Annotated in this window: 19 protein-coding genes and 1 pseudogene; 10 read left to right on the top strand and 10 right to left on the bottom strand. The window is 74.5% G+C overall.

Translation table 11 applies throughout. The features are described from left to right. The first annotated feature begins 43 nt into the window (after positions 1-43). The gene (locus AB0K17_RS26285; RefSeq protein WP_365984448.1) at positions 44-943 is read left to right on the top strand and encodes an aminoglycoside phosphotransferase family protein; all 900 of its coding nucleotides are present in this window, start codon (positions 44-46) and stop codon (positions 941-943) included. 112 nt (positions 944-1055) lie between these two features. Further along, positions 1056-1403: a DUF1330 domain-containing protein gene (locus tag AB0K17_RS26280; protein ID WP_365984447.1), complete on the top strand. Its 348-nt coding sequence runs from the start codon at positions 1056-1058 to the stop codon at positions 1401-1403. A gap of 17 nt (positions 1404-1420) precedes the next feature. Here the strand turns inward: AB0K17_RS26280 and AB0K17_RS26275 are convergent, their stop codons facing one another. Beyond that, on the bottom strand, positions 1421-2053 hold the full coding sequence (locus tag AB0K17_RS26275) for a TetR family transcriptional regulator C-terminal domain-containing protein (RefSeq protein WP_365968820.1): 633 nt from the start codon (positions 2051-2053) through the stop codon (positions 1421-1423). Between the two features lie 99 nt (positions 2054-2152). Between AB0K17_RS26275 and AB0K17_RS26270 the strand changes: the two genes are divergently transcribed. The 3 genes from AB0K17_RS26270 (at position 2153) to AB0K17_RS26260 (ending at position 5370) form a co-directional block, all read left to right on the top strand. Next, positions 2153-3649, top strand: coding sequence for a carboxylesterase family protein (locus tag AB0K17_RS26270; RefSeq protein ID WP_365984446.1), 1497 nt, complete (start codon positions 2153-2155; stop codon positions 3647-3649). A gap of 141 nt (positions 3650-3790) precedes the next feature. After that, the gene (locus tag AB0K17_RS26265) at positions 3791-4444 is read left to right on the top strand and encodes a DUF3592 domain-containing protein (RefSeq protein ID WP_365984445.1); all 654 of its coding nucleotides are present in this window, start codon (positions 3791-3793) and stop codon (positions 4442-4444) included. Between the two features lie 65 nt (positions 4445-4509). Next, a complete protein-coding gene (locus tag AB0K17_RS26260; protein ID WP_365984444.1) occupies positions 4510-5370 on the top strand; it encodes a hypothetical protein in 861 nt (286 codons plus the stop codon). 96 nt (positions 5371-5466) lie between these two features. Here AB0K17_RS26260 and AB0K17_RS26255 read toward each other — a convergent pair whose 3' ends face one another. Genes AB0K17_RS26255 through AB0K17_RS26245 form a run of 3 tightly spaced genes read right to left on the bottom strand, consistent with a single transcriptional unit; the run spans position 5467 to position 8202 of the window. Then, a complete protein-coding gene (locus tag AB0K17_RS26255; protein ID WP_365984443.1) occupies positions 5467-6546 on the bottom strand; it encodes a hypothetical protein in 1080 nt (359 codons plus the stop codon). Then, a complete protein-coding gene (locus AB0K17_RS26250) occupies positions 6543-7199 on the bottom strand; it encodes an HAD-IA family hydrolase (RefSeq protein ID WP_365984442.1) in 657 nt (218 codons plus the stop codon). Before AB0K17_RS26250 ends, AB0K17_RS26255 begins: the two co-directional genes overlap by 4 nt. 49 nt (positions 7200-7248) lie before the next feature. After that, positions 7249-8202, bottom strand: a complete 954-nt coding sequence (locus AB0K17_RS26245; protein WP_365984441.1) for an oxidoreductase — start codon at positions 8200-8202, stop codon at positions 7249-7251. Positions 8203-8283: 81 nt separating this feature from the next. Here AB0K17_RS26245 and AB0K17_RS26240 point away from each other — a divergent pair, with 81 nt between their 5' ends. Further along, entirely contained in the window at positions 8284-9258 is a 975-nt protein-coding gene (locus tag AB0K17_RS26240; protein ID WP_365984484.1) for a winged helix-turn-helix domain-containing protein, read from the top strand. 29 nt (positions 9259-9287) lie between these two features. Here AB0K17_RS26240 and AB0K17_RS26235 read toward each other — a convergent pair whose 3' ends face one another. Continuing rightward, positions 9288-10814, bottom strand: coding sequence for an MFS transporter (locus AB0K17_RS26235; RefSeq protein WP_365984440.1), 1527 nt, complete (start codon positions 10812-10814; stop codon positions 9288-9290). Positions 10815-10983: 169 nt separating this feature from the next. Between AB0K17_RS26235 and AB0K17_RS26230 the strand changes: the two genes are divergently transcribed. Continuing rightward, a complete protein-coding gene (locus AB0K17_RS26230) occupies positions 10984-12003 on the top strand; it encodes an AsnC family transcriptional regulator (RefSeq protein ID WP_365984439.1) in 1020 nt (339 codons plus the stop codon). Positions 12004-12024: 21 nt separating this feature from the next. Here the strand turns inward: AB0K17_RS26230 and AB0K17_RS26225 are convergent, their stop codons facing one another. From AB0K17_RS26225 to AB0K17_RS26215, 3 genes and pseudogenes are all read right to left on the bottom strand, one after another. Then, entirely contained in the window at positions 12025-12843 is an 819-nt protein-coding gene (locus AB0K17_RS26225) for a DUF1206 domain-containing protein (protein ID WP_365984438.1), read from the bottom strand. A gap of 74 nt (positions 12844-12917) precedes the next feature. Continuing rightward, positions 12918-14129, bottom strand: a pseudogene (locus AB0K17_RS26220) (cytochrome P450). A gap of 74 nt (positions 14130-14203) precedes the next feature. Then, positions 14204-14869 (bottom strand): DJ-1/PfpI family protein, encoded by a 666-nt coding sequence (locus AB0K17_RS26215; RefSeq protein ID WP_365984437.1) that lies wholly within the window; start codon positions 14867-14869, stop codon positions 14204-14206. A 213-nt stretch (positions 14870-15082) separates the two neighbouring features. Here AB0K17_RS26215 and AB0K17_RS26210 point away from each other — a divergent pair, with 213 nt between their 5' ends. Beyond that, positions 15083-16021 carry a helix-turn-helix domain-containing protein gene (locus tag AB0K17_RS26210; RefSeq protein ID WP_365984436.1) on the top strand — a complete coding sequence of 313 codons (939 nt, stop codon included), beginning with the start codon at positions 15083-15085 and terminating at the stop codon, positions 16019-16021. 27 nt (positions 16022-16048) lie between these two features. Here the strand turns inward: AB0K17_RS26210 and AB0K17_RS26205 are convergent, their stop codons facing one another. Together AB0K17_RS26205 and AB0K17_RS26200 are read right to left on the bottom strand one after the other, a co-directional pair. Beyond that, a complete protein-coding gene (locus AB0K17_RS26205) occupies positions 16049-18115 on the bottom strand; it encodes a SpoIIE family protein phosphatase (protein ID WP_365968807.1) in 2067 nt (688 codons plus the stop codon). 108 nt (positions 18116-18223) lie between these two features. Continuing rightward, positions 18224-18460 carry a hypothetical protein gene (locus AB0K17_RS26200; RefSeq protein WP_365968806.1) on the bottom strand — a complete coding sequence of 79 codons (237 nt, stop codon included), beginning with the start codon at positions 18458-18460 and terminating at the stop codon, positions 18224-18226. A 222-nt stretch (positions 18461-18682) separates the two neighbouring features. Between AB0K17_RS26200 and AB0K17_RS26195 the strand changes: the two genes are divergently transcribed. Next, entirely contained in the window at positions 18683-19348 is a 666-nt protein-coding gene (locus AB0K17_RS26195) for a 1,4-alpha-glucan branching protein (protein WP_365984435.1), read from the top strand. An 85-nt stretch (positions 19349-19433) separates the two neighbouring features. Then, positions 19434-20309, top strand: a complete 876-nt coding sequence (locus tag AB0K17_RS26190; protein WP_365984434.1) for a HemK/PrmC family methyltransferase — start codon at positions 19434-19436, stop codon at positions 20307-20309. The last annotated feature ends 87 nt before the right edge of the window (positions 20310-20396 follow it).

Below are 20396 nucleotides of genomic sequence, written 5' to 3'. Positions count from 1 at the left end.
ATGCGTTTGACCTCCGGCGCCGTCCGGGGTCGGATGGCGGCCCATGAGCAGTGGGCAGATGCACCCCGGCATGCACCCCGTCGACGACGATCTCGTACGGCGGTTGGTCGGTGGCCGGTTCCCGCAGTGGGCGGGACTGAAGGTGGAGCGGTTCCCCTCGGGCGGCACCGTCAACGCCATGTACCGGCTGGGCGACGACATGGTCGTACGGCTGCCGCTGGTGGAGGGCGGCGCCGGGGACGTGGTCCTGGAGCGGGAGTGGCTGCCGCGGCTCGCGCCGCACCTGCCGGTCGCCGTCCCCGAGGTGCTCGGGGCCGGGGAGCCGGGCGAGGGGTATCCGTGGCCGTGGTCGGTGTACCGGTGGCTGCCCGGGGAGGTCCCGGAGCCCGGGGAGCTGAGCGAGCCGGTGCTGCTGGCCGAGGATCTGGCCCGGTTCGTGAAGGCGATGCGCAGCATCATGCTGCCGGGCGCGCCGCGCGCCCATCGCGGTGGGCCGCTGGTCGCGCTGGACGCGGGGACCAGGGCGGCGATCGAACAGCTGCGCAGCATCCCGGAGGAGGGCGTCGACTGCGACGCCGCGGCCGCCGTGTGGGAGCAGGCGCTGCGGGCACCGGGTCCGCAGGGCCCGCCGGTGTGGCTGCACGCCGACCTGATGCCGGGCAATGTGCTGGTGGCAGGCGGCAGGCTGACGTCGGTCATCGACTTCGGGTGCATGGGCGCGGGCGATCCCGCGTGCGACCTGTTCCCCGCGTGGAATCTGCTGCCGGCCGGCGCACGGGCGGTCTTCCGCTCAAGCCTGGGTGCGGACGAGGCGACCTGGGTCCGGGGACGGGGGCGCACGCTGTCCCAGGCGCTGATCGCCCTGCCGTACTACCGGCGGACGAACCCGGCGATGGCACGCAACGCCCGGCATGTGATCCGGGAGGTGCTGGCGGAAGGCTGAGGCGGCACTTACCTGACAGGTCATCGACCCGGGCGCGGACCGGCGGCCATCATCGGGGCGTACGCCAGTGGCCAACCCCGCCCCCTCGGCCGGACACCGGAAGGACACCACCATGACCGCCTATGCCATAGCCCACCTCCGGGCTGCCGCCCCGCACCCGGAGATCGCCGAGTACATCGAGCGCATCACCTCCACCTTCGCGCCGTTCGGCGGCCGCTTCCTCGTCCACGCCGCGCAGCACGAGGTGATGGAGGGCTCCTGGCCCGGGCACGTCGTCGTCATCGGCTTCCCCGGCATCGCCGAGGCGCGGGCCTGGTGGGACTCCCCCGCCTACCGGGAGATCGTGCCCCTGCGCTCACGGCACGTGGAGGGGGACATCATCCTCGTCGACGGCGTGTCCGACGCCTATGACCCCGCCGACACGGCGCGGGCGATGCGGCAGGCCCTGGCCGGCGGGTGAGCCGTGCCCATAGGGCGTCACCGACCGCGTGGTGGGCGGTCGGTGCTCCCTGCGTCCGTGGTGAACAGCCTGTCCAGGTGGGCGTCGACCGCGGCGAGCACGCCCTGCGGGGCAATGACGTCCAGTTCCAGAAGGGTCGTGAAGCCGGTGAGGGCGAGGAGCAGGTCGGTCTCGGTCACCGGATCGCGGTCGGCGGCGATGTGGCCATCGGCGATCGCCCGGCGGAGCAGCTGCTCGACGAGGCTGCGGCCCTGGAGCAGCCCGTCGCGGGCGCGGGCGCGGACGGCCTCGTCGTGCAGGGCCTCCAGGACGTAGGCGGCGCTCATGCGGCTGGTCGCCCGGGCGTCCGCGTGCAGGGGAAGCATCTCCGTGATCATCAGCCGGAGCACGTCGCGGGGGTGCGGCTGGTCGCCGAGGTGCTTCAGGCCGCTGTCGACGCGCACGGTCGTCTGCTCGGAGGCGAAGTCCATGGCGAAGGAGAGCATCGCCTGCCGCGAGGCGAAGTAGTGCTGCAGCTGGCCGAGTGACATGCCCGCCTCCTGGGCGACCTCACGCATGGTCAGGTGCACGATGCCGCGCTCCTCCACCACGCGCCACAGGGCGCGGGCGATGGCCTCGCGGCGTTCGCGGTGATCCACCTGTTTCGGCATGTCCGATCCTCCGTCAGGTCCGGGTCTTTTCCCATACACTTGACATAATACAGCTGACCTACAAACCTGGGGAGGGTCGGACGGAACAGGGAGGGCGTCATGACGGAACACCCCCGGGTGCGCACCACTCACGGTGTCGTGGAGGGACGTTGGGCAGGCGGGCATGCGGTGTTCCGCGGAATCCCCTACGCCCGGCCGCCGGTGGGCGTGCTGCGTTTTGCCGCGCCCGCGCCGCCGCGGCCGTGGGACGGGGTCAGGCCGGCGGTGGAGTTCGGGCCTGCGGTACCGCAGTCGGGTCCGGCGCCGGCTCCGGCGGGCGGGCAGGAGGGCACCGACTGGCTGACGGTCGACGTCAGCACGCCGGACCCGGGTGCCGCGGGGCTGCCGGTGCTGGTGTGGATCCACGGTGGCGCGTACGTCTCGGGCACCACGAGCGACCCGATGTACGATCCGGCTGCGCTGACCGCGGGGGGCATCGTCGTGGTCGCCGTCAACTACAGGGTGGGCGCCGAGGGGTTCGCCCTCCTGGAAGGCGCACCGGCCAACCGCGGCCTCCTCGACCAGATCGAGGCACTGCACTGGGTACGGCGGAACGTCACCGCTTTCGGCGGGGATCCGGGCCGGGTCACCGTGGCCGGCCAGTCCGCCGGGGCGGGGTCGATCGCAGCGATGCTGACGATGCCGTCCGCGCACGGCCTGTTCCACCGGGCCGTCACGCACTCCGTGCCGGGCACCTACTGCACCCGCGCGCTGGCCGAGCAGGTCGCGGCCGTGCTCGCCGACCGGCTCGGTACGGACCCCACCACCGCGGCGCTCTCCTGCGTACCCCCCGGGCGGCTGGCCGCCGAGCTCACCGCCCTCGGTGCGCAGCTGTCGCGCCATGAGGAGCGGTGGGGGCGCCTCGCCCGCACGGGCGTCGCGGTGTGCCCGGTCGTCGACGGGGAGGTCCTGCCGGCGTCGCCCTGGCAGGCCCTGGCCGCCGGCCGCGGGGGCGGCATCGAGCTGCTGGCCGGTCACACCCGCGACGAATTCCGGCTGTTCAGCGTGATGAGCGGGCGAGCGGGCACCTTCACGGACGAGGACGCCGCCACGGCCCTCGACCTGTTCGCCCCGGTGCCGGGCGGTGCCGGCGCCTACCGCGCCGCCCACCCGCGGGCGACGGCCGGGGAGCTGGTGGAGACGGTGTACTCCGACGCGCTGTTCCGGATGCCGTCACTGCACCTGGCCCACGCCAACGCCGCGGCCGGCGGCACCTCGTACATGTTCGAGCTGCAGCTGGCCTCGCCGGTGCACGGCGGTGCCCTGGGGGCGTGCCACAGCCTGGACGTTCCCCTGGCCTTCGGCACGACCGGCAGTCCCACGGGGGCGGCACTGCTCGCGGACCCGCCCGCGCCCGAGGCGGTGGCGGTGTCGCGGGAGCTGCGCCAGGCGTGGATCGGCTTCGTCACCACCGGGGACCCGGGCTGGGCCGCCTACCGGCCCGGCGAGCAGCTGACGCGGGTGCTCGATGCGCGGTCCCGGACGACGCGCTATCCCGAGCAGGCGTCCTGGCGGATCTGGGAGGGCCGGCCCCCGACGCCTTTCGCGCTCATATAGCGCCTCGTAGGGCGGGCCGCGGCCGTGCGCGTGTGGTGGAGGACACGGAAATCCGCGTTGCTCGGGGAGGTTTGAGGCGGAAAGATCATTCCTCGTCCGGTACGGGCCGGTGCATCCCCCATGACCTCATCGAGGACTTCATTGATCGAGTACATCCTCCCGGCCGTGCCCGCCTGCATGACCGTCGGAGCCCTGGCCGCCGCTGCCGGTGTGATCGTCCGGCGCCGGCGCCTGAACGCCGCCTGGTACAAAGGCGTCACCGTCGAGGGACGGTGCCTTCGGACATTCCTGACGACGACCACATGGCAGCGCGGCACCCACCGGAGCACGAGCCGGACGATCAGCCACGCGTACGAGTTCACCACCCCGGAAGGACGCACCCTGCGGTTCGAGGAGAACGGCCCCTCCACCGTCTTCGAGGGTGACGTCGTCGCCGTCCGCTACCCGCCGGGCCGCCCGGACCTGGCCACGGCCCGGCCGCCCGGTGACCGCGGGGTGAAGGCCGCCTTCCGCCGGCAACTGGCCTTCCTCACCTTCGCCACGCTGCTGTGCGTGGCGGTGACAGCCGTCTTCTCCATGGTCGGGAGCCTGCTGACGGGCGTCGGCGACTCCCCCGGCCTCCCCTCGTCCCCCGGCTTCCCCTCCTCTCCCTCCGCACCGGCGCCCCTGCCCGCCGCGCCGTCCCCGCCCGCCCTGCCGCCCCTGCCCACCGGCCCGCCCGACGGTTTCCCCACGCCGCCGAGCGGTTGGCCGACCGGCATGCCGCAGATGCCGGAGCCTCCGGGCAGCCGGTGATCCCAAGATCCCATTAGAGTGTCCCGGCCACATCAGCACCACAGCACGAAACGGGGATCGGGACCATGGGAGCGCTCGGCAAGGTCAGAAGCCTGGGCGGAACGGTCGGCGCGGCGGCCACCGCGCTCGGCAAGGGCATCGCGGAGACGGTGCAGCGGGGCGTCGACACCGGGCGCGCCACCACCACCGCCTCCGGCGACTGGGTGGTCTCGGCCCTGCGGGCCCTGCCGGCGCCCGCCGCCCCCGCGCACGAGGAGTGGGAGTTCTCCCTCGGGGCGCTCATCTGCCGGCACCCCCGCATCCCCGCCGTCACCGCCAAGGCGCTGCGCTGCCTCGACGGGCTCGGTGCCGTGCGCTTCGGGCCCGAGTCCGTCGGCTTCGACGGCGAGGACATCCCGTGGTCGAAGGTCGTCCACCTGCACGTGCACGACGCGTTCAGCGCGATGACCACCGAGGCGCTGGACGCCGAGATCGACCGGATACGGGACCTGCTGCCGCCCCTGCCGGGGCGCAAGTGGGCGGTCACCCAGGTGGTGGAGGGGCTCGCGGCCGTCATGCTCGCCGCGCTGGAGCAGGCGGCGGAGCAGCGGCTCGACACCGTGGGCGTCGCCTGCGAGATCACCTACCGGGGCGCGCTCGGCCTCAAGAAGACGCTGCGGGCCAACCTGTTCAGTACGGCCCTGCTCGCCCAGCAGCCGCAGGTCATGCACAGCCTCGTGCGCACGGCGCAGGCCCGGGGCGTTGCCGTCCTGCCGGCGGGGCTCCCCACGAACGGGACGTCCGCGGCCGAGCGCGTCCACGCGCTGCGCGCCCGGACCGACGCGGTGGCGGCCCGGCTGCGGGCGGAGGAGGCGCACGACGGCGCGGGCCCGGTGGCCCTGGACGCCGGCCCCGGCCCGGTCCCGTCGCTGCCGCCCGGGCGGTGACGGGGGGGGCGGACGACGGCGGGGCCGGCCCCCCGCTCGGCCGTCCGCTGCTTTTCGACGACGCCCGCTCGGCGGTGCCGAGCGGCTGAGCGGGCGTCAGTACTCGAGGACGCCCGTCACGTCGTGGACCTCCGCCAGGAGCTGCGCGGCGCCGGCGCGGTCGGTCCGTTCCAGCCACGGGTAGTCACTGGCGCGGTAGTCGGGGAAGCGGCGCAGGTCGTCGGTGTCCATCCAGGAGTCGCCGGCGGCCGGGAACGCTTCGTCGCGGCCGCCTCGGGCGCCCCACACTCTGCGGACGATGCCCTGGGGTCGCCGACCGGCCTCGTGCCGGCGGTAGCTGCTCCAGCAGAGCCAGTAGCCCTGGACCCAGGCCTCCCGGTCCGCCTCCAGCTCCCGGGCCCGCGCGGCGTCGATCTCGCGCAGGTCCAGCTGCTCGGGGCGGTCCGGCGCTTCACCCACCATGCGGGTGCCGCACACGATGAAGACGGGCTCGAAGGCGACGGCCTCGGGGAACCAGCCCCACTCCAGGACGGAGAAGTACTCCCAGCGGTCTTCTCCGTCGCATCGCCACAGGCCCGTGGGACGGTCGGTGCCGGTGCCGGTATCAGTGCCGGTATCGGTATCGGTGTCGGCGCCGGTGACGAAGTAGCGGAAGGGGCTGCCGGGGCGGGCGTCGTCCAGGCCGCACCGCCCGAGTTCCGTCGCTCCCGGACGGCCCTTGAGGCGCTCCAGGACGGCGTCGGCCTCGGCCTGCGGGATCTGTTCCCAGTCGGTGCGGCCGTCGGCCTCCTCGGGGTCGGAGAGGATCCGCGTGCTGATCCACAGGTGGCTGTCGCCGGCGAACTGGCAGCGTGTCTCCTCGGGGCTGATCCGGCGTCGGATCACGCTCTGCGGTACGCGTTCACCGTCCGGGCCGGGCCGGTACTGCACCCAGTACTCGGCCCAGCCCTGGCGGTCGTCCTGCAGTTCGGCCGCCCTACCGGCGGACACGGGGTGCAGCACCTCCGGTGCGGGGATCCCGGTCACCCTGCGCCGTGCGCCGGCCGGCCGCCAGGCCCACTCGGCCGTCGACCAGTACTCCCAGCCCCGGGTCCCGGCTCGCCACAGGGCACGGAGGCGCCGGGGCGTGTCCCCGTCGCGGAGTTCGACGAAGTAGTCGTACGGACCGCCACTCACAGCGCCACCTCCACAATGAGGCGTCCCGACGCGGAGACCTGGACGGAGACGGCGGTCAGATCGGCGACGACCGCGTCCGCCCGGAGTTCCGCGGCCGCGTGCGTGGTGGTCAGGGCGATGGCCGGCATGCCGGCCGCGCAGGCGGCGGCCAGGCCCGCGGGGGAATCCTCGACCACGACGCAGCGCGCGGGTGCCACGCCGAGGCGCTCGGCGGCCAGGAGGAACGGCTGCGGGTGGGGCTTGTGGTGGGTGAGGTCGTCGGAGGTGACGAGGACCTTCGGGTGGATGCCCGCACCGGCGAGCCGGGCCTCGGCCACCTTGTGCGCGCTGGAGGTCACCACCGCCCACCGGTCCGCCGGGAGCGCGGCGAGGAGTTCGACGGCGCCGGCGACGGGGGTGACGTTGCCGGCCAGGGCGTCGGCCCGCTCCGCCTCCTGCAGGCGCCGGACGCCCTCGGCCACCTGGTCGGCCGGCAGGAGGTCGGCGATGACGGCGGCGGCCGAGCGGCCGTGCACCTCGACGCGGGCCATGGCCTCTTCGAGTGTCATCCCGTACGACTCGAGCCACTGCCGCCACACATGGACGACCGATCGCAAGGAGGAGACCAGGGTTTCGTCGCAGTCGAACAGCAGGGCATCGGCCGGAAATCGCATGGGGCGGAGCCTATGCGGTGCGTTCGCCGGCTCCCGGGGCAGGGTGCGTTCACCGGGCCCGGTGCACCAGGTCCAGGATGGCCAGGTCGTCGTCGCTCAGGCGCAGGGCACCGGCCGCCACGTTGTCGGCGAGGTGGGCGGGATCGCCGGTGCCGGGGATGGCCAGCAGGTGCGGACCGCGGTGCAGGGTCCAGGCGATGCGGACCTGGGCCGGGCTCACCCCGTGGGCCCGGGCGACGGCCCAGGTCCGCGGGTCGTCGCCGCCTTGCGCACCGCCCTCGCGGCCGGAGCCGGCGATCGCGTAGAACGGCACGAAGGCGATGCCCAGCCGGCCGCAGGCGTCGACGAAGGCGTCCTGGTCGGGCCGTACGGCGAGGCCGTACATGTTCTGCACGCACACCACGGGTGCGATGGCCCGGGCCTCGGCGAGGTGGGCGGGCGTGACGTTGGACAGGCCCAGGTGGCGGACGAGCCCGGCCTCGCGCAGCTCGGCCAGGGCGCCGAACCGCTCGGCGAGAGAATCGTCGCCGACGATGCGCAGGTTGACCACGTCCAGGTGGTCGCGGCCGAGCTGACGGAGGTTCTCCTCGACCTGACCGCGCAATTGACGGGCGGTGGCGTGCGGTTGCCAGCGTCCCGACGGGTCGCGGCCGGGCCCGACCTTGGTGGTGATGACGAGGTCGTCGGGGTAGGGGGCGAGGGCCCGGTTGATCAGTTCGTTGGCGGACCGCAGGGGGGAGAAGTAGAAGGCGGCGGTGTCGATGTGGTTCACGCCGAGTTCGAGGGCGCGGCGCAGGACGGCGACGGCCTGGTCGCGGTCGCGAGGGACGGCGTGCGGGACGAGTGCGCCGCCGGTCTGCGGCAGGCGCATGGCGCCGAAGCCGATGCGGCGGACGGGGAGGTCGCCGAGCATCCAGGTGCCTGCTGCCGCAGCCGGGGTCAGGTGTGGGGCCGGCTGCGGGGGCGTCCGTGGGGGCGTCTGTGGTGTCTCCTGTGGGGTCATGCCGGAATGATCGGCGGCCCCGTAGAGTTCGGGCCACTGATTCACGCATAGGTGAATGTTCACGGGGGTGGCGTGGCGGATCTGGTGTTCTCGGCGGGCGATCTGGCGCAGATGCGGTTCGCCGTCTCGCCCATGTGGGAGGTCGGCCCGAGTTTCCGGCTGCTGGCCTCGGGGGGCGCGCATGCGGTGCACGGGGCGTGGGCCGGCCGGGTGCGGCCGCGGCTGGTCGCGGCCGGGCTGGAGCGGGGGTGGCTGGCGGAGCTCGTCCCGCCCTCGGGTTACGTGCCGGACTTCCTGAACCCGACGCCCCACCGGCCCGCGCCCGATCTCGCGGAGGAGCTCGCGGGCATCGCGGCCGCCCGGGCCGAGGACGTGCGCGGCGACCTGGAGCGCCTGCGGCGGGAGCAGGGCGGGCTGGGGCCGCGCGCCCGGGCCCTGTACGCCCGGCCGCGGGAGCGCCTGGCGGAGGTCGCCGAGGAGATCGGGCGCTACTGGCAGGTGGCGCTCGCGCCGTACTGGGCGCGGATCCGGGCGGTGCTGGACGCCGACGTCACCCACCGGGCCCGGCAGGCCGCCGGGCAGGGCGCGGCCCGTGTCCTGAACGACCTGCACGCGTCGGTGCGCTGGGACGAGGACACCTTGCGGGTGCCGCGCCGGCCGGCGGAGCTGTCCCGGCGGGCGGGCCGGGGGCTGCTGCTGATCCCGTCCGTCTTCACGGGCCCGGGGCCGTTCACGCGCATCATCCCGGTCGATCCGCCGCAACTCGCCTACCCGGCCCGTGGTTTCGGGTCCCTGTGGGAGCCGAGGTCCGCGGCCGCACCCGGGGCCCTGACCGCGGTGCTCGGCCGGTCGCGGGCGATGCTGCTGGCGGAGCTGGACGGCCCGGCGTCCACCACCGAACTGGCCGGCCGCACGGGCCTGTCGCCCGCCGGGGTGTCGCAGAACCTGACCGCGTTGCGCGGGGCGGGGCTGGTCAGCGCCCACCGGGTGGGGCGCTCGGTGCTGTACGCGCGGACGTCCGTCGCCGACTGTCTGCTGGCCGCCGCCCGCCCCTGAGGGCGCCATGGGCGGCGGCCGGCGGTCCGTCAGCGGCTCGTGGCCGCCACCGGTGTCTCGCGGTCGGCGGGGCGGACCGTGGTGACGGGGGCCGTGGTGCGGCGGACGAGGAGCAGGGCCGCGAGGCCGCCGAGGATGCCGAGCGATCCCGAGACCAGGAACGTCTCGCGCAGGCCGGAGGCGAACGCCTCGTGCGCCAGCGCACGTCCGGCCGGGCCCGCGTGGGCGATGACGGCCGCGGCCTGGCCTCCGGCGAGGGCGTCGGCCGTGCCGGAGGGGTCGGGCACGGAGGGTCCGTGGTCCTTGAGCGCCCCGGTCAGGCCGGCGTGGAAGACGACGCCGAGCACGGCGATGCCGAGGGCGTTGCCGAGCTGGCGGGCGGTGTTGACGGCGCCGCTGGCCATGCCGGCCCGTTCGGGTGCGACGGAGGCCATGGCGGTGGAGGCGAGGACGGGGGTGGCGAGGCCCACGCCGACGCCCGTCACGGCCAGGCCGGCCACCAGGGTGGTCCAGTCCGAGTCGGCGTCGACGGTCGCCTGCAGCAGTGCCCCGGCGCCGATGAGCAGCATGCCGGCCCCGATGGTCCAGCGGGGCGCGACGCCCTGCAGGAGGCGTCCGGAGAGGGAGGCGACGACGAACGCGGCCGCGCTCATGGGCACGCAGGCCAGGCCGGCGGCGACCGGGCCCATGCCCTTGACCGACTGCAGCCACAGCGAGATGTAGGCGAGGTAGGAGAAGGCGGCCACGGACAGCAGGACGCCGACGATCATCAGGCCGGTGAAGGAGCCGCCGCGGAAGAGGGAAAGGTCCAGCAGCGGCTGTTCCCGGCGCCGTTCGACGGCCACGAAGGCCGCCAGGGCCACGGCGGCGAGGGCGAACAGCCCCAGGGTGGTGGCCGAGGTCCAGCCGTTGTCGCCGCCCTTGATCAGGGCGTACGTGACGCTGCCCGCGGCGAGCGTGAAGGCCGCGGTGCCGGGCAGGTCCACGCCGCGGGAGCGGGCACCGGGCAGGTCGGCGACGTAGCGCAGGGTCATGGCGATGGCGAGCACGCTCAGGGGCAGGTTGACGAAGAAGATCCACCGCCAGTCGAGGTGCTCGGTCAGCAGCCCGCCGAGGACGGGGCCGGCCGCCGAGGCGGCGCCGCTGACCGCGCCCCACACGCCGAAGGCCACTCCCCTGTCCCGGCCCTGGTAGATCCGGCCGATCAGGGCGGTGGTGGTGGCGAGCATCGCGGCGCCGCCGACGCCCTGGACGCAGCGGAAGGCGATGAGGGCCTGCGGGCCGGACGCCAGCCCGCAGGCGAGCGAGGCCAGGGCGAAGAAGCCCAGGCCCGCCACGTACACGCGCCGGTGGCCGGCCCGGTCGGCGAGCGCGCCGATGCCCAGCAGCAGGGCGGCGAGCGCGAGCGCGTAGCCGTCCATGACCCACTGCAGGTCGGCGAAGGACGTGTGCAGGCTCGCCGCCATGTCGGGCAGTGCCACGACCACGATCGTGACGTCCACCAGCAGCATGAACGTCCCCAGGCACACCGCGGTCAGCGGCAGCCACTTGCGCATGGGATTCCTCCGTTGACTTCTGTTGACTCACCCGCCCCACCAGGAGCGGAGGCAGGTGTCCTCGAAGGTCGCACCACGGGGACGGTTTCCGGAAATCAGACCTCACTCCGTGACGGAATCCGACAGGGACCTGGGTCCGTCATGATGGAAACCTGTCATGATGGAAACCATGGACAGCGATGCGTTCGATCCCCTCGACCGGCGGCTGGCGCATGCGCTGATGATCGACGGGCGCGCGGCGTTCAGCCGGATCGCGGCCGTCCTCGGGACCACCGACCAGACGGTGATCCGCCGCTACCGGCGGCTGCGCGGGGCCGGGCTGCTGCGGGTGCTGGGGCTGCCGGTGGCCGAGCGGGTGGGGCTGCTGGAGTCGCGGCTGCGCATCCAGTGCGCGCCCGGTGCCGCCCTCGCCATCGCCGAGTCGCTCGCCCGCCGGCCCGACACCGGCTGGGTGAAGATCTTCTCCGGGGGGACGGAGGTGGGCTGCCTGGTGGCCTCGCGCACCCGTGAGGACCACGAGGCGCTGCTGCTGCGCAAGCTCCCGCGCACCCACCGGGTCATCGGCGTCTCCGCCCAGAGCATGCTGCACCGCTTCTCGGCGGAGCCCGTCCGCTGGCTGGGCGCCGACGGCCTCGACGAGAAGCAGATCGAGGCCCTGACCCCGCCCCCGCCCGAGGCCGGTGAGCCGGGCGGCGACGGCGAGGACGGCGTCGTACGCCTCGACGCGCAGGACCACGCGCTGCTGGCCGTCCTCGCCCGGGACGGGCGCACCGGCTACCCGGAGCTGGCCCGGGCCACGGGGCGCTCGGAGTCCACGGTGCGGCGCCGTCTGGAGCAGCTGCGCCGCACCGGGGCCCTGGAGTTCGACGTCGAGGTGCTCCCCCGCCACCTGGGCTACCAGACCGAGGCCGGGCTGTACGCCACCGTGGCCCCCGGGGACCTCGCCGCGGCCGGGCGCGCGCTCGCCGAGCACCCCCAGGTGCCCTTCGCGGCCGCGACCACCGGTGCCGCCAACCTCGCCGCGACGGTGCTGTGCCGTGACGAGCGCGACCTGTACCGGTACATGACCGAGGGCATCGGCGGCCTGCACTCCGTGCACCGGCTGGAGGTGCTGCCCGTGCTGCGGCACGTCAAGCGGGCGGGGCTGCTCAGCGACGGCAACCGGCTCTACGAACCGCCGCTGCACTGACCGTTGCCGGCCCGGGACCCGTCACAGGATCCGCCAGCGTGCCAGCACCAGGGAGAACAGCCCGAACAGGGCCAGGGCGACCGCGAGGGCCGTCAGCAGCCACGGGCCGGCCGACAGGGCGACGAAGGCGCGCAGGGTGTCGTCCAGGCCCTTGGCCTGGCCGGGGTCGAAGGCGACCGCGGCGCGGACGGTGAACACGCCGGCCGCGGCGAACATCACGCCCCGGCCGACGCCGCCGCCGACGCCGAGCACGTCCACGCTCCTGCGCAGGGCCTCGGGCATGGCCGCGGTGTCCAGGTACCGGCGGTAGCGGCGCTGTACGGCCCGTACGGCGATCCACAGCCCGGCCCCCACCAGGGCGCATCCGGCGGCGGCGACCAGCTCCCGGCCGGCCGGCCAGCCCAGCGCACGGGCCGTGACGTCGCGGGAGCGCTCGTCCGTCGAGCCGGCGCCGCTGCCGCGCCGGCCGGCGGCGAAGGCCAGGACGGACGCGGCGGTCACCGCGTAGAAGAGGAAGCGTGCGGCGGCCGCCGCACGCTCGGCCAGCCGGTGGCCGGACGGCGGCAGGAACACCTGCGACAGCCGCCACAGGGCCATGCCGACGAGGCCGAGGCCCACGGCCCAGACCAGGACCCGGCCGAAGGGCTGCCGGGCCAGTTCCTGGACGGCGCCCCCACGGTCCGCCTGTTCCTGGGTGCCGGTCAGCGCGATGCGCGCCGCCATGACGCCCACCAGCAGGTACAGCACTCCGCGCGCCGCGAGTCCGGCCCGGGCCGCGGCCCGTGTCGTACGGTCGCGGGCGGTCCGTGCGGTGCGGCCGCCCCCGGTCCACCGTCCCATAGCCACCGACCTCCGCCTCTGGTGGGCCGGGCAGGCGTCTTCCCCCTCTCCAGCCTACGCAAACGGCACCGGCGTCAGCAGGCGACGAGCAGTTCCCGCAGGCCGCGGATGACGAAGCCCGGTTTGCGCAGCGGTTCGCGCAGGAGGCGCAGGGCGGGGGCCTGGCGCAGCAGCTCGCCGTGGACGGCGAGGAGTTCGGCGCGGGCGAGCGGGGCGCCGATGCAGTAGTGGATGCCGGCGCCGAAGCCGAGGTGGGGGTTGTCGGTGCGGGTGAGGTCCAGGCGGGCAGGGTCGGTGAAGCGGGCGGGGTCGTGGTTGGCCGCCCCGAGGAGCAGGGCGACTTCGTGGCCGCGCGGGATGCGGGTGCCGGCGATCTCGATGTCCTCCAGCACCCAGCGTTCGAAGAGGTGCAGCGGGGTGTCGTAGCGCAGGAGTTCCTCGACGGCGCGGGGCAGCAGCGCGGGGTCGGCGCGCAGGGCGGCGAGCTGGCCGGGGTTGCGCAGCAGGGCCCACCAGGCGTTGCCGATGCTGCCCACGACGGCCTCGTGGCCGGCGTTGAGCAGCAGGGCGCAGGTGGAGACCATCTCCTGCTCGGTGAGGCGTTCGCCCTGGTCGTGCGCGGCGATCAGGGCACTGACGAGGTCGGTGCCGGGGCGGGTGCGCCGGGCGGCGATCAGCTCGCGCAGGTAGGCGGAGAACTCCTCGCAGGCACGAACGGCGCGGCGGGCGGCCCCCTCGCCGGGGTTGAGCTCGTACATGCCGCAGATGTCGGCGGACCAGGGGCGCAGGAGAGGGCGGTCGGAGGCGGGGATGCCGAGCATCTCCGCGATGACAGTGACGGGCAGGGGCTCGGCGACCCGGGCGATCAGGTCGCCGCCACCGTCGGCGACGAGGGCCGCGACCAGGTCGTGGGCCAGGCGCTCGATGGTGGGGGTGAGGTCCTGCACGGTGCGCGGGGTGAAGGCCTGGGAGACCAGGCGGCGGATGCGGGTGTGGTCGGGCGGTTCCAGGTCGAGCAGGCCGTTGTCGTTGAGCGTGTGGAAGGGCGCGTGGTCCGCCGGGGGCGGTGTCCGGCCGAACTCCTCGTGGGTGAAGCGGTGCAGGTACGTGCGTCCCAGGCGCCGGTCGCGCAACAGGGCGCGGACGTCGGCGTGGTGGGGCACCAGCCACTACCGGGTGGGGGCGAACCAGTGGACGCGGCCGGCCTCGCGCAACCGGGCGAGGCCGGGGTAGGGGTCGGCGGCGAAGCGGGGGGACCACGGGTCGAAGCCGGCGCTCGCATCCATGGGCGGATGCTAGCGCCGTACCCGGATCGGGGCCGAGGGGGCGTCGGGAAGCCGTCGGCCGCTCGAGGAAGGGGTCACAGGGTGAGGGGCGCCGGGCCCTGGGGGCGCCAGACGGTGCCGCGGCGCTCGTGGGCGAAGAGCTCCTCGACGGCGTGGGCGATGCGGGGGCCGGTCCCGCGTTCGAGCAGGTACAGGCCGAGGTCGAGTCCGGAGGTGACGCCGGCGCCGGTGACCAGGTCGCCGTCGTCGACGACGCGGGCGGGCACGGCGTGGGCGCCGGCGGCGCCGAGGGCCTCGGCGGCCGCGTGGTGGGTGGTGGCGTGGCGGCCGCGGAGCAGGCCGGCCATGGCCAGGAGGAGGGATCCGCCGCAGACGGTGGCGACGGTGACCTGCGGGTGGTCCATGGCCTGCCGCAGCAGCCCGGGCAGCGGGGTGGCAAGGGCCCGGCCCAGGACGGCGGAGACGTGTTCCGGGTGCTCCGCGGCTTCGCCGTCCCCTTCCGTGACGCGGCCCAGGGCACCGGGTACGAGGACGAGGTCCGCCTGCCCGGGGGTCAGGGCGGCGGTGGCGCGCAGGGAGACGGCCGGGGTGCCGCTGGGCACCTCGCGGGGTCCTTCGGCGGAGACGAGTTCGACGCCGACCGCTCCGCCGGAGAGGAGTCCTCCGGCGTAGAGCACCTCGTAGGGGGCGATGACGTCGAGCGGGTCGAAGCCGTCGAACAGGACGATCTGTGCGTGCATGGCGGTGCCCCTCTTGTGCCGGTACGGCTCTTGTGTGGACGGCCGGTTCGCTCCGGCCCGCACCCGACGATAGGCAGGCGCCGGGCGGTGTCCCAGTGGCGTGAGTGACACCTTTCAACGGGAAACTGCCACGTCGGCTGCAGGGGTGCCGGCCTGGGGAAATGTGGTGTCCGCCCGGGGATCGCGGGTGTGACGGTCCGGTAGGTTCCCGCCATGCACACCGTCGCCGTTCTCGCGCTGGACCAGGTGGTCCCGTTCGATCTGGCCACGCCGATCGAGACCTTCGCCCGCACCCGGCTGCCGGACGGGCGTCCCGGCTACCGGGTGCGGGTGTGCGCCGGGCAGCCGGAGACCGATGCCGGCACCTTCGCCCTGCGCGCCCCCTGGGGGCTGGACGGGCTCGACGGCGCGGACACCGTCGTCGTGCCCGGCACCGCCACCCCGGCGGCGCCGCTGCCGGCGCAGGTGCGCGACGCGCTGCGGGCCGCGGCCGCGGCGGGCACCCGCATCGCCTCCATCTGCACCGGCACCTTCCCGCTGGCCGCCACCGGACTGCTCGACGGGCTGCGGGTCACCACGCACTGGCAGGCCGCCGACCTGCTGGCCGCCTCCTATCCGGCCCTCACCGTCGACCCGGGGGTGCTGTATGTCGACAACGGGCAGTTCCTCACCTCGGCGGGCGCGGCGGCCGGGCTGGATCTGTGCCTGCACATGGTGCGCCGCGACTACGGCTCGGCCGTCGCGGCCGATGCGGCGCGGCTGTCCGTGATGCCGCTGGAACGCGAGGGCGGGCAGGCCCAGTTCATCGTCCACGACCGGCCGCCCGCCCCGCAGGGCTCCGCCCTGGAGCCGCTGCTGGACTGGCTGCAGGAGAACCTTGCGCGCAGTCTGACACTCGACGACATCGCCGCGCACGCGGGGATGAGCACGCGGACGCTGATTCGCCGCTTCCGGGAGCACACCGGCACCACGCCGCTGCAGTGGCTGCAGCGGGCCCGCGTGCGGCGGGCCCAGCACCTGCTGGAGGCCACGGCGCACTCCGTCGAGCGCATCGGCGCCCAGGTCGGCTTCGGCTCCCCCACCGCCTTCCGCGACCGTTTCAAGAGGACCACCGGGGTCAGCCCCCACGCCTACCGGCGCAGCTTCGGCTGAGGTGGCACGGACCCGCGCGGCGCGCGGTCAGTGCGGGAGGCGGGCGGCGATGAGGCAGATGTCGTCGTTGCCTGTTGCGGAGATGCCGGAGATCAGGGTGTCGCAGAAGACGTCGAGCGGCGCACCGGCGAGCTCCTCGGCCGTACGGGCCAGCCGGGCGAGGCTGTCGTCGATGTCCTCGTCGGGGTGTTCCACCAGACCGTCGGTGTACAGCAGCAGGGTGCTGCCCGGCGGCAGTTCCTCGATGGCGCTGACGCGCCAGTCGTCCGGGACGGGCAGGCCGAGCAGGGGTGAGGTCGCCGCCTCCAGGAAGGCGACCCGGCCGTCCTCGGTCACCAGCAGCGGCGGCGGGTGGCCGGCGACGCTGTAGTACGCCTGCCGGCCTCCCGCCGGGCTCTTCTCGATGCGCACCACGGCGCAGGTCGTGGTGCCGCCGTCGGGGTCGAGCAGCTGGCTGGCGTGGTCCAGGCGGCGGACGATCTCGCCGGGCGGCTCCTCGCGGTCGGCCGCCAGGCCGCGCAGCATGTTGCGCATCTTGCTCATGTTCACCGCGGCCGCGATGTCGTGGCCGGCCACGTCGCCGATGGCCAGCACCAGCGCGCCGTCGGCGAGGACGAAGGAGTCGTACCAGTCGCCGCCCACCTCGGCCGCGGCGGGGCTGGGCAGGTAGCGGGAGACGATCCGCAGGTCGTCGTAGGGCGGGGGTGTGGTGAGCAGGCTGCGCTGCAGGGCGAGGGCGACGCGCTGGGTGCGCTGGAACTCGATGATGTTGCGCAGCGGGTCGTGGGCCTGTTCGAGCAGTTCGCGCATCAGGGCCATGTCGGCGGGGCCGATGGGGTCGCGCTCGCCGCAGACGAAGGCGTCCACGACGGCGGCGAGCGTCCCGTCGATGAGCACGGGCACCAGCGCCATGCCGTGGGCGCCGGCGCGTCTGAGCCAGGAGACCGTGTCGGGTGGGGCGATCTCGTCCGCGACGGTGTGCGGGTCGAACGCGGTGTGGACGGGCCGGCGCTCGCGCACGGCCCGGGCGAAGGCGCTGTGCGCCGGGACGTGCTCGACGCCCAGGCGCGGCGGGTCGGCGGGCAGTCCCTCGCGGGTGCGGGCCGCGATGCGTTCGACGGTGAACGGGCCGTCGCCGGTCAGCTGCCCGGCCGGTTCGGGAAAGAGGTAGATGCCGCATTTGTCGGCGAGCGTCGGCACGATGACGTCGCCGAGGGCGGCGAAGGCGCTGCGGGGCTGGGTGGACTCGGCGAGGACGGCCGCCGCCCGGGCCAGTACGTCCACGCGGCGCCGTTCCTGCCACTGCTGCTCGATGTCGGTGCAGGTGCCCACCCACTCCACGACCCTGCCGTCGTCGTCGCGGACGGGTACGGCGCGGGCGTCGAAGTGGCGGTAGGTGCCGTCGGTGGTGCGCAACCGGTAGACGTCGGTGAACTCGTCGGGAACCTCCTGCAGGGCGCGGTGCCAGGCGATGCGCACCGGCTCCCGGTCCTGGGGGTGCACGGCGTCCAGCCAGCCCGCGCCGCGGAACTCCTCCCACGTCTGCCCGGTCACGCGCTCCCAGCCGGGGCTGGGTTCGATCGCGCCGCCCTTGGCGGCCGACACCCAGACGATCTGCGTACCGGCGGCGACGAGGTTCTCGAACCGGCGCAGGGCGCGCAGCCGTTCCTCGGAGACCCGGCGGCTGCGCTCTGCGGCGTCGACCTGTTCGGTGACGTCGACGGCCACCACGAGCACGCCGTGCCCGTCGCCGGACACGGGGACGCGGGAGAGACTGAAGGTGAAGTAGCGCTTGGTGAGGGCACCGTGCGGCCCGTGGAACTCGCTGGGTGCCGCGGCCAGACGTACCGGCTCCCCGGTGCGGTAGACCTCGTCGACGAGCCCGAAGTAGCTCTGCTGCCGCTGCTCGGCGAACGCCTGCGCCAGCGGCAAACCGAGGGGCCGGTCGCCGAAGGTGTCGCGGTGGACGGGGTTGACGTAGACGAGCTCGTGCCGCGGCCCCCGGGTGATCGCCACGGGCACCGGCACGGGATCGAACATGGTCCAGGAGAAGCGCTCCGCCGATGACGCCGCGCCGTCCGGCCCGCTCACCATGGAGCCCCTCTCCTGCCGCTTCCCTGCCGCCGGTCCTTGCCTCCATCGTCGGGCCGGCCCCGGTGGCGGTCATCGTGCGCGGGGCGAACGGGTGAGGCGGCGGGGCGGCTACTGGCCGTGCCGGCTGCCGTAGAGCAGGAGCAGGACGAGGACGAGCCCGGCGAGGAGTGCTCCCCCGCCGGGCCAGCGTTGGGAATCCCGCGCCTGGATGCCGTCGCCGTCGGGCGCGCCGCCGCCGTGGACCTCGCTGCGGTGCCGCTCGCGCTCCTGCTCCGCCTGGCGCTTGGAGGTCACCTCGTCCCACGTGATGCCGCACGCCGCGCACCGGTACCGATAGCTGGACACGTCGCTTTCCCTCCCGTGAATCCGTAGGGCTCCCGAACCCTAGTGCGGGGCGGATGGGCGGGAGGGGGCTTTCGGGCGACTTCCCCCCTTCGGGGGAGGACGGCCCGGCGCCCTCCCCCGGTCACGGTGATGCAGGCAACAGCCAGTTGAGGGCGGCGCTGCCGGGGATCGGTGGCAGGGTGGCAGCGTCCGTGATCGGCCTCAAGGAAAGAAGGTGCCGGCATGTCCGTCATCCATCGCACGGAGCTCAAGCCGACCAAGCTCGAACTGCTCACCGGTTGGCTGCCCTCCCGCCCCTGGTACCGCGGCGGCGCGGGCGCGCCGGAGCTGCTCAAGGCGGGTGGGTTCCGGCTCGACGACCCCGAGGGCGAGGTGGGGATCGAGTTCATGGTGGTCACCGACGCCTCCGCGCCGGACGGTCCGGCCGGCTACCTCGTGCCGCTCACCTACCGCGGCGCCCCGCTCCCGGACGCCGGGCACGCCCTCGTCGGGACGCTGCACCACGGGGTGCTCGGGCAGCGCTGGGTGTACGACGGCTGCCACGACCCGGTGCTGACGACCCAGCTGCTGGCCCTGGTCGAGGGCCGGGTGCAGGCCCAGGCGCAGAGCATCAGCGACACCCTCGACCACGATGTCACCCGTTCCTTCACCGGGCAGGACCCGGCTCCGGCGGGCTTCACCACCACGGCCGCCGACGACCGGGACGGTACGTCGGTGCCCACCTCGTACGGCGCGTCCCTGCGGCTGCACCGTGTGCTGCAGCCGGGCCCCGAAGCCCCGCTGCCCGAGGGGGCCACCGGGCACGTCGCGGGCTCGTGGGAGGCGGCCGACGGCACGCGCGTCCGGGGGGTGTTCGCCCACCTGGGACCGGCCGGCCGGCAGCAGTAACTGCCTTGCCCGTTCGGCAGATTGAACGATCCCTCCCGGTGCATGATTGCTTCCGCTCGAACAGGACCCCAAAGAGGCGGTGGCCGTGGTGGCGGGAACACTCAAGGCGCACATCGAGGACGCGGTGGAGGTCATGCAGCGCACGGGCGCGGTGATGGTGCCGCGGGGCGAGGCCGAGGTGCTGGCGGCGCACGTGTTCGGGGTGCCGGTCGCGGAGCTTGCCCTGGACGGCGAGCCCGACGAGGAGTCCCTCGCCCGCTACCGCGCTCTCGTGCACCGCAGGAGCGAGGGGGTGCCGCTGGGCTACCTGACCGGGTCGGCGTCGCTGTCGGGCGTCGAGGTGGAGGTCGGACCCGGGGTGTTCGTTCCCCTGATCGTCAGCGAGGCCGTCGTCGCGGCCGGGCTGGGCGCGATCGCGGAGCTGCCCGCCCCGCTCGTGGTGGACCTGTGCGCCGGATCGGGGGCGTTCGCGCTCGCGGTGGCCCACCACGCACCCGGGGCGACGGTGCACGCCGTGGAGCACGATCCGGACGCCCTCGCCTACGCCCGCCGCAACCGCGCGCGGCGGGCCGCGCTCGGCGACCGGCCCGTCGAACTGCACCAGGGCGACGTCACGCTGCCGGCGACGCTGGCCGAGCTGAACGGCACGGTCGACCTGGTGCTGTCCTCCCCGCCGTACCAGCCGCAGGAGGCGGCGGTGCCGGACGAGTTCGGCGTGCACCAGCCGCGGGAGGCGGTCTTCGGCGGCCCCGACGGCCTGCACGTGACCCGGCACGTCGTCGAAGCGGCGGCGCGGCTGCTGCGGCCGGGCGGCACGCTGGTCCTCGAGCACGGGCACCAGCACGGCGAGACGGTGCCGGCGCTGCTGCGGGCCGACGGCCGGTTCACGGACGTCTCGGAGCACCCCGACGCGTACATGAGCTACCCGCTGTACGCCCTGGCCAGACGGGCAGCGCCCTAGGTGTGTTGTTCGGCGAGGTTGGTTCCGCGGCTGGCGGGTGTGTGGCCGCCGATGCCGGTGTGGGGTCGGTGGTAGTTGTACCAGTGC

Origin of the sequence: Streptomyces sp. NPDC049585 (assembly GCF_040675615.1) — a bacterium.
Classification (GTDB): Bacteria; Actinomycetota; Actinomycetes; order Streptomycetales; family Streptomycetaceae; genus Streptomyces; species Streptomyces luteosporeus.
Note: the sequence above shows the minus strand (reverse complement) of the source record. Positions and strands in the feature narration are given on the sequence as shown.

Excerpts from the sequence above, each read along its gene's own strand:
- AB0K17_RS26285 (WP_365984448.1), top strand. The coding sequence starts at position 44 with ATGAGCAGTGGGCAGATGCACCCCGGCATGCACCCCGTCGACGACGAT.
- AB0K17_RS26280 (WP_365984447.1), top strand. The coding sequence starts at position 1,056 with ATGACCGCCTATGCCATAGCCCACCTCCGGGCTGCCGCCCCGCACCCG.
- AB0K17_RS26275 (WP_365968820.1), bottom strand. The coding sequence starts at position 2,053 with ATGCCGAAACAGGTGGATCACCGCGAACGCCGCGAGGCCATCGCCCGC.
- AB0K17_RS26270 (WP_365984446.1), top strand. The coding sequence starts at position 2,153 with ATGACGGAACACCCCCGGGTGCGCACCACTCACGGTGTCGTGGAGGGA.
- AB0K17_RS26260 (WP_365984444.1), top strand. The coding sequence starts at position 4,510 with ATGGGAGCGCTCGGCAAGGTCAGAAGCCTGGGCGGAACGGTCGGCGCG.
- AB0K17_RS26250 (WP_365984442.1), bottom strand. The coding sequence starts at position 7,199 with ATGCGATTTCCGGCCGATGCCCTGCTGTTCGACTGCGACGAAACCCTG.
- AB0K17_RS26245 (WP_365984441.1), bottom strand. The coding sequence starts at position 8,202 with ATGACCCCACAGGAGACACCACAGACGCCCCCACGGACGCCCCCGCAG.
- AB0K17_RS26235 (WP_365984440.1), bottom strand. The coding sequence starts at position 10,814 with ATGCGCAAGTGGCTGCCGCTGACCGCGGTGTGCCTGGGGACGTTCATG.
- AB0K17_RS26230 (WP_365984439.1), top strand. The coding sequence starts at position 10,984 with ATGGACAGCGATGCGTTCGATCCCCTCGACCGGCGGCTGGCGCATGCG.
- AB0K17_RS26225 (WP_365984438.1), bottom strand. The coding sequence starts at position 12,843 with ATGGGACGGTGGACCGGGGGCGGCCGCACCGCACGGACCGCCCGCGAC.
- AB0K17_RS26215 (WP_365984437.1), bottom strand. The coding sequence starts at position 14,869 with ATGCACGCACAGATCGTCCTGTTCGACGGCTTCGACCCGCTCGACGTC.
- AB0K17_RS26210 (WP_365984436.1), top strand. The coding sequence starts at position 15,083 with ATGCACACCGTCGCCGTTCTCGCGCTGGACCAGGTGGTCCCGTTCGAT.
- AB0K17_RS26205 (WP_365968807.1), bottom strand. The coding sequence starts at position 18,115 with ATGGTGAGCGGGCCGGACGGCGCGGCGTCATCGGCGGAGCGCTTCTCC.
- AB0K17_RS26195 (WP_365984435.1), top strand. The coding sequence starts at position 18,683 with ATGTCCGTCATCCATCGCACGGAGCTCAAGCCGACCAAGCTCGAACTG.